Annotated in this window: 7 protein-coding genes; 2 read left to right on the forward strand and 5 right to left on the reverse strand. The window is 58.2% G+C overall.

The features are described 5' to 3' along the window. Positions 1-261 precede the first annotated feature (261 nt). Entirely contained in the window at positions 262-1248 is a 987-nt protein-coding gene (locus AC07W5_RS29370; RefSeq protein ID WP_495024854.1) for an asparaginase, read from the reverse strand. A 163-nt stretch (positions 1249-1411) separates the two neighbouring features. Then, complete coding sequence (locus AC07W5_RS29375; protein ID WP_494991905.1) at positions 1412-2860, reverse strand: alanine/glycine:cation symporter family protein; 1449 nt, start codon at positions 2858-2860, stop codon at positions 1412-1414. Between the two features lie 169 nt (positions 2861-3029). Here AC07W5_RS29375 and AC07W5_RS29380 point away from each other — a divergent pair, with 169 nt between their 5' ends. Further along, positions 3030-3848 carry an XRE family transcriptional regulator gene (locus tag AC07W5_RS29380; protein WP_495024855.1) on the forward strand — a complete coding sequence of 273 codons (819 nt, stop codon included), beginning with the start codon at positions 3030-3032 and terminating at the stop codon, positions 3846-3848. Positions 3849-4534: 686 nt separating this feature from the next. Here the strand turns inward: AC07W5_RS29380 and AC07W5_RS29385 are convergent. Further along, on the reverse strand, positions 4535-5434 hold the full coding sequence (locus AC07W5_RS29385) for a DMT family transporter (protein ID WP_495024856.1): 900 nt from the start codon (positions 5432-5434) through the stop codon (positions 4535-4537). A gap of 65 nt (positions 5435-5499) precedes the next feature. Next, positions 5500-6123, reverse strand: a complete 624-nt coding sequence (locus AC07W5_RS29390) for a glutathione S-transferase family protein (protein WP_495011140.1) — start codon at positions 6121-6123, stop codon at positions 5500-5502. An 83-nt stretch (positions 6124-6206) separates the two neighbouring features. Here AC07W5_RS29390 and AC07W5_RS29395 point away from each other — a divergent pair, with 83 nt between their 5' ends. After that, positions 6207-7052, forward strand: coding sequence for a helix-turn-helix domain-containing protein (locus AC07W5_RS29395; protein ID WP_495024857.1), 846 nt, complete (start codon positions 6207-6209; stop codon positions 7050-7052). Positions 7053-7282: 230 nt separating this feature from the next. Here the strand turns inward: AC07W5_RS29395 and AC07W5_RS29400 are convergent. Then, positions 7283-7586, reverse strand: a 304-nt coding sequence (locus tag AC07W5_RS29400; RefSeq protein WP_495024858.1) for a DUF6124 family protein, incomplete at its 5' end; no start/stop codon positions are given.

Here is a 7586-nt window from a genome sequence, read left to right on the forward strand (position 1 = left end):
ACTGGAGAACCTTAGTGGCGTGGGGCAAGGCGCACAAGCGGGGCGATTCTGGGGGATTTGTAGGCAATGGCGCAAGGTGGTGTAGTCAGTGGATGACGCCGGAAAGTCGTTGGATCAAGTTGCTGTGGTTGGGGGGAGTTGTCGGGTGCGGCGGCGATTGGTGAAGCGCAGTGTGCGGTAAATAAACTTGAGAATCCTCTGGCCGGCCTCCCCACTTCAGGGAGGACCGGGTCATTAAGCGCGATCCTGAGGAGCGATCTTTCAGTCCACCCGCTCACCGCACAGGTCGAGGGCGAACCAGTGTTCCACTTCGGCCTGCTCCAGACCTGCGCCTAGCAGGGCGAACAGCTTGCCCAGCGCCGCCTCGCGGGTCATGCCGCCCGCGCAAACCAGGCCGCTGGCGAGGAGCTGGCTGCCGGCGGCATAGATGCCGAACTCGACATGGCCGTGCGGGCACTGGCTGATGGCCGCGAGCACCACGCCGCGCTCATGGGCTGCGTGCAGGACTGCCAGCAGTTCGGCGTTGTCCGAGGGACCGGTGCCGCTGCCGTAGCACTCCAGCAGCAGCGCGCGTACGCCGCTATCGAGCAGGGCCTGCACATGGCAAGCCTGGATGCCCGGGAAGAACGGCAGCACCGCGAGGTTCACCGGCTGGCGCGGCTGGAGGTAGTCCAGGACCAAAGGGATCGCATCGGCGCGTTCGCCATCACGTTGCCGTGGCAGCACGGTGAAGGCGTTAAAGGCATCGCTGCGCAGCTTGCTGACCCGCGCGCCGTGCATCAGCTCGCCACTGAAATACAGATGCACCCCGGGCGCGATGCCCGCTTCCAGGGCCTGCATGGCGCCACACAGGTTGGACCAGGCATCGCTGCCCTCGGCGCCAGCGGGCAGCATGGCGCCGGTCAGCACCACTGGCACCGGTAGGCCGAGCAGCAGGAAGCTCAGTGCGGCAGCGCTGTAGGCCAGGGTGTCGGTGCCGTGCAACAGTAGCACCGCGTCATGGCCGCCATTGGTCACCGCATCGACAATGACGTCACGCATGGCCAGCCAGTTGGCCTGGCTCATGTTGGCGCTATCGAGCAGCGGCAGCAGGTCGTGAAACTGCCAGTTCAGGGCCGACGCCTGGCTTCCCGGGTGCGCTCGCATACGCGCTTCGAAACCGCTACCAGGGGCCAGCCCTTGAGGAGTCTGCAGCATGCCGATGGTGCCGCCGGTATAGAGTACGAAAAGGTTTTTGACTGCGCTCATGCCGTAGTCCTTGGGAACTCGTGAGATGAAACAGGTGGGCCAGCATGCAGCGGATCGCTTTAGCGGATTCGGCCAGGGCCAGGGAGCACTGTTGTCTGATGCGACGATGCCACTCCCCCGCGCCAAGCGGGAAAGCGGCACCCTATGAAGCGTTGTTAAAGGGTTAGCGGCGGCTTTGCACCAGGCTCGCTACAGGTTGTTCTACGGGCGCCTCGGCGACCTGCCCGGCGGGCCAGGCGTCACGGTCGATGTCGAGGTCGGCGAACTTCGCCGAATCGAACACTGGGGTCTGGATCCCGGAGCGGCGCTGTTCGTCGTAGTCACGCATCAACCGCAGACCGACCTTGAACAGCAGGGCCAGTGCGATCAGGTTGACGAAGGCGAGGCAGGTCATGGTGATGTCGGCAAAAGCGAACACCGTAGACAGGTTCTGGATGGAGCCCCAGAGGATCAGCACCACCACCAGGACACGGTAGCCGATGAGTGCAATACGGCTGCGGCCGAACAGGTATTGCAGGCTGTTCTCGCCGAGGTAGTAGTTGTAGAGGATTGAGGTGAACACGAAGAGCGCCAGCGCCACGCTGACGAAGATCCGCCCCCAGTCACCAACCACTGCGGCCAGGGAGTTCTGGGTCAGGACGATGCCGTCACCCTCGAAGCCCGGGGTGTAGAAGCCCGAGAGCAGGATCAGCAGGGCGGTGCAGGTGCAGATGACAAAGGTGTCGAGGAACACGCTGAACGCCTGCACCACGCCTTGTGCCACCGGATGGCGCACGGCAGCCACGGCGGCGACGTTGGGTGCGCTACCGAGGCCCGCTTCGTTGGCGAATACGCCGCGCTTCACGCCCATCACGATGGCGCTGCCGATCAGGCCACCAAAGGCCGGGTCGAGGCCGAAGGCACTCTTTACGATGGTCACAAGCATGCCCGGTACATGGTCGAATTGCAGCACGATCACGTAGAGGGTCACTGCGATGTAGATCAGGGTCTTGACCGGCACCAGCAGGTCGGCCACTGCGGCAATGCGCTTGATGCCGCCAATGAACACCAGGCACAGCAGCGCGGCCAGGGCGATGCCGCTGTACTGTACGGGGAAGGCGAAGGCGTTTTCCAACGAGTGAGTCACTGCGTGGGATTGCAGGCCGTTGAAGGCGAAGCCGAAGGTCACCAGCAGCAGGGCCGCGAAGACCATGCCCAGCCAGCGCTGGCCGAGGCCGTGCTGGATGTAGTAGGCCGGGCCGCCACGGTAAAGGCCGTTGCCGTCACTGCGCTTGTAGAGTTGGGCCAGGGAACACTCGAAGAAGCTGCTGGACATGCCGACCAGCGCGGTCACCCACATCCAGAACACTGCGCCGGGGCCGCCCAGGGTCACGGCGATGCCAACGCCTGCAATATTGCCCGCACCGACACGGCCAGCGAGGCTGAGCATCAACGCCTGAAACGAGCTCAACTGGCCGGAGCTGCTGCGCAGGGAGTCCTTGAACACGCTGAACATATGGACGAAGTGACGGAACTGGACGAAGCGGGAGCGTAGGGTGAAGTAGCTGCCCAACCCGACGATAAGCACGATGAGCAGTTTCCCGGACAGGAAATCGTTAAGCGCTTCGAGCATGGAGGATTCCTCGATTCTTATTGTTCGAATATGGACTGCACGACAACAGTGCCGTGAGTGTGGCGAGCATGATGGGCCAGCGCCGACGGTCAGGCCATTTCGCAGGTTTGCTTGATCTGATGCTAGTTGATGCTATATTCGCGCAGCTCGCATCACTGGAGGCCGGCGCATGTCGAACAACCTGGGCACCAATCTCAAGCTGTTGTGCAGCCATTACCGCTCGATCGCCGAGGTTTGTCGCAAACTGGCGATCAACCGCGCGCAGTTCAACAAGTACCTTAGTGGCCAGAGCCAGCCGACTGCCTACAACCTCAGGCACATCGGAGATTTCTTCGGGGTCGAGGACTACGAACTGGGCCTGCCGCCTGAGCAGTTCTCCCGCCTCATCGGCGCGCGCAATACGGACAGCGCTTCGAGTCCGACCGATGACCCGCTCTACAGCCTGCTGCAACCACTGCGTGAGCACTCCAGTAGCCTATCGCGCTACTGCGGCTACTACTTTGAATACGCCAATTGCATGTCGGTGCCTGGCAGCATCCTGTTGTCGCTGGTGCATCTGCGCGAGGAGCGCGGCAACTTCCTGTTCGAGCGCCAGGAACGCCAAGAGCGCTCCAGCAGCACTGACGTGCAGGCGGAAGACTGGGTGCGCTGCCGCTACTTGGGCGCGGCGTTCCACCTGCAGGACCGCTTGTTCCTCATCGACTACGAGTCGCTGACCGTCAACGAGATGAGTCAGACCATTCTCATCCCCAGCTTCAAGAGCCGCATCACCCGCTTGAATGGCCTGAAGACCGGTGTCTCCAGCGGCGACCGGCGCACTCCGGCCTGCACCCGCGTGGTTTGGGAGTACCTGGGGCCGGAGATCAACCGGGTCAGCGCCTACCGCCAGGTGATGCTCTATCGTCCGGACGATGCGCGCATCGATGAGGACATCCGCCAGCGCCTGGCCGCCACGCCGGTGCGCAACGGTCTGTTCGAGATCGAGTGACAGTTCATTGGATACCCGCGTTCGCGGGGATGTGCGCAGGCACTGGCTACGCAACGCGCAGGAAGGGGAAAGGGGACACCCATTAGCCGGTCTCCAGTCAAGGCTCAAAGCCAACTCTCCCTGCAGTTGTTAACTGCAGGGTTGTCCCTCTCTCGCAACCTGCCCGGTTGAACCCGTCGTACCCGTTTTCTCGTCATTGGCTGCCACCGACTCGCTACTAAACGAAGGGGTGGCGGCTGTACGCAGGTTAGTCGACCGGGGAGTCACCATTACCGGCGCGCCGAAGCGCCCTGCGCACAGCCACCATCAAGTGCAGGCGATAGGGAAGCCTGACTGAGTGAAGCTAATGCAACTTGCCTAATTACCACGGGCTACTAAACCCGATCGCTGATGGGCAGCGACAGGAGAACCTTAGTGGCGTGGGGTAAGGCGCACAAGCGGGGCGATTCTGGGGGATGTGTACGCAATGGCGCATGGCGGTGTAGTCGGTGGATGGTGCCTGGAAAGTTGTTGGATCAAGTCGCTTGGTTGGCGATTTTGGTGGGGCGGCAATTTGTGACGCGCAGCGTCACGGGATGCATTCCTTTGCTGCGCATGGGAACGATCAGAGCGGTGGTGAACACTTTTCTACAGGCATAAAAAAGACCTCGCAATGCAAGGCCCTTCTTAATTTTGTTGCCACAACGTCAAGCCGGCTCAGTCAGTGGTACAGCCTTCTCCGGTGGTTTTATCGAACCAATGTAAACTGCAAGGATGGTGATCAATGCACCGCTGATTTGAAGCACAGAACTGGCTTTATTCAAGACGGCGACATCGATGAAGTAGGTGATCACCGGCTCCAGCAGCAGAATCAAGCCGGCCAAGCCCAAACTAATGGAGCCAATCGAACGGTTGACCAATAGCCAGCCAACAAACTGCACAAGCACGCCATAGATAATCAACATGAACAGCGTCTGTTGATCCGCAATAACCAGGCTTTCTCCATTCGCGACGGCGTAGCCCAGCAAAACGAGAGCCGCCCAAACACTCAGGTTTAGCATTTGGGCGATCTTGTCTCCACCGCCCTCCGGTAATTGGGTGTTGATCTTCAGAAAATACACGCAAATGGCATAAGCCAAGCCTGATAGCACGCCAAATACAACGCCTTTTATCCCTACCGTCGTGGTTATCTCGGGCAGCAACAACATATACAGCCCAACGAACGCCAAAGTGATCGATATCACAAAGTAGAACGAGGGCTTTTCCTTCAGTAGATAAAGTCCCAAGAGGGTCATAAAGAAGACTTGGCAATTGGTCAGAATCGAACCGATGCCCGGGCCGACGATATAAATACTCTGGTGCCAAAAAATCAAATCAACCGCTAAAAACACGCCCGCCAGCGCGGTGTATAACCTGGCCTTGCTATTTTGTAACTTTACCGGGATCTTGCGAAGTTTCAAGGACAGATAAAACAACACCGAGGCAAACAACATTCGATAAAATCCGGCGCCCCCCGCTCCGATATGGGCGAAGGCCACGGCCAAGGCAGAAAGGCTGAGCATCAAGCCACCCACCGTCAACTCAAGCACAGCCCTGTTGGTCGACATAGCGACTCCACTGATGGTTAGGCAACACCCTGATTCAGCCGCGCAGCATTAACGCTACGGGCACGCTAGATCTCTTCGGCGGCCAGATGCAGCCATTGCTGCACCGGCGGGTAAGCCAGCACCGCATCGACGTAGGCTTGCAGCGGCGCTGGCACGGCAATCCCGTAGCGACGAAAGCGAAAAACTACAGGGACAAACATTGCGTCCACAACCCCAAACTCACCGCAGAGGAATTTCGTGGAACCGCTCACCTTTCTTAAGTGGCTCCAGATATTGAAGATACGCTGAATTTCATCTTTCGTTTCAGTCGTCAAAACTTCTGGGGTGTCACCGGTGTTCAAACCAAACGACATCTGGGTACGTACATGAGTAAAGCCGGAATGCATTTCCGCCGCCGCGGACCGAGCCAGCGCTCTGATGTGTTGTTCTTGCGGCCACAAGTTTGCTTCAGGGTAGACACTCGCAATATGCTCAGAAATTGCCAGACTGTCGTTGATAACAATATCGTCCTGAAGCAGCGCCGGTACCTTTCCTGAAGGGGAGTACTTCAGAATGCGTTCGCGAGTATCTTTTTCTTCCAGTTTGATTTGAACGGTTTCAAACGAAACGTCAGCCGTCACAAGAACCAGCCACGCCCGAAATGACCAAGAGGACTTATTGAAATCCCCGATAACCAGTTTTGTCGGCATTATTTTCTCTAGCTTGCATTATGGAATGGGTGCTAAGTTTATTCGGCCATTTTTCGAACGTATTGCACAAAACTGGACAGGTCATGGAAGAGCGCCGGCGCGGAAAAAACTCCCCAAGAATCAATGAGGATTTCTCTCGGTTCTGGCGGATACCTGAGGGCGATTGCGAATTGCTGTCGGCTCGCTACAGTACCCAGTCATTTGGTCGGCATTCACATGAGCGCTATGCGATCGGCGTCATAAGCAGCGGCGTTGAAAAACTCTTCTATCGTGGCGCCCATCACTTGGGAACTGCCGGGAGCGTGGTCACTATCAGCCCTGGAGAGATACATGACGGCCTTCCCGCAAGCGACGAAGGCTGGATGTATCGGATGCTCTACATTGACCCGGCATGGCTTAATAACGTGGTCTTTCAGGACAGGTTCTCTTCCGAGCACATTCATCTTTTTCAACATGCGCTGACTCAAGACGAAGTGTTTGCCCAGTCGTTCTTGAATCACCATCAGATCATTGAGAAGTCCAACCCAAGCCTTGAGCGCGAGACCCTCCTGCTGGAGCTGGTCACACAGCTTTTTCAGAGGAATGGAGTGAACGTCAAGTCTTCAGATGCCGCTGAACGTGACGCGGTAAAACGCATCAAGAAGAAGCTGGAAGATGAGTTTGAAAAAAACATACCGCTGGAAGACCTCGCCAGGCTCGTTGATCTCGATCCTCTGTACATGATCCGGGTGTTCAAAAAGAACGTCGGCATCTCTCCCCACAGCTATCAAATCCAGAAAAGAATCGCCCACGTACAACACCTTCTACGCAGGGGCGCGAGTATTGCGGAAGCTTCTTTTAGTTGCGGATTTTTTGATCAGAGCCATATGACCAGAGCCTTCAAGAAGGTTGTCGGCGTGACGCCTGGCAGTTTTCGAAATAACCGTTAGCATTGGATTTTGTCTGCAACGTTGAAGGCGCCCCGTTTTTCGATGCTGGCCTGCAGAGTGGTGCAGTCATCTCGGGCGATCGCACTTGACTGCTTCTCACCCAGAGACGGAAATGGGTGTCCCCTTTGTTCTACTGACTGGCTCAGGGCGCGCCGAAGTCCCGCGCCAAACCCAAACCCCTTCAACTCTGGCGCGCCTGCGATTGACGCGGGCGCGCTTGCTCCACTTGTCTACACCTTCACCGAATGCTCGCGATCCATCATTTTTTCGACCAACAACAACCCCAACTCCATGAGGCTATAAATCGCCAGGGCGAGGTTGCGGTGTTTGCCCTCCAGATCTTCGGAAAGGTCCAGGGTCAGGGTGCTGGCCGAGCAGAAGGTTTCGTAGGTGTGGGCCATCAAGGCTTCGGGGTTGATGTCCGGGGCGACAGTGAAGAACTGGGGCGGACGCTCGTCGCTTGCGCGCGACTTGCCCGATGGCGGCGGGGTCAGGTAGTGATCGAGGGCCCGGTGCGCGGCTTGGTGGAGATTT

Source organism: Pseudomonas sp. GW821-FHT01E05 (assembly GCF_059422425.1).